The organism is Pantoea sp. GbtcB22 (assembly GCF_019091025.1).
GTDB lineage: Bacteria > Pseudomonadota > Gammaproteobacteria > Enterobacterales > Enterobacteriaceae > Pantoea > Pantoea leporis.
Genome location: NZ_JAGXKB010001073.1, coordinates 1 through 229, shown reverse-complemented (window position 1 = coordinate 229; position 229 = coordinate 1). Strand labels below are relative to the sequence as shown.

General features: G+C 46.3%; 1 protein-coding gene. It reads right to left on the bottom strand.

Going from position 1 to position 229, the window contains the following annotated elements; genetic code table 11:
• On the bottom strand, positions 1 to 229 hold a 229-nt coding region (locus tag KVT28_RS27535), incomplete at both ends, for a TGS domain-containing protein (protein WP_217551535.1).

Below are 229 nucleotides of genomic sequence, written 5' to 3'. Positions count from 1 at the left end.
CTTCTTCATCAAACTGTGAGGTGATATTCAAAAGCGCAGGCGAAGTGATAGGTGTACTTAGATCAGCGCGCAACCCACCGAGCTCTGCCGCGATGGCGCTCTTAGAGGCTGAGCTACCAAGTGTGTTGGCAACTTCCTGAACGGTTGTTCCAGCGGGAACATTCCTCAATGAACCATCTGGTAATTCAATGGCTATAAGATTGGATCTTAACTCTAATAATTCTGATAT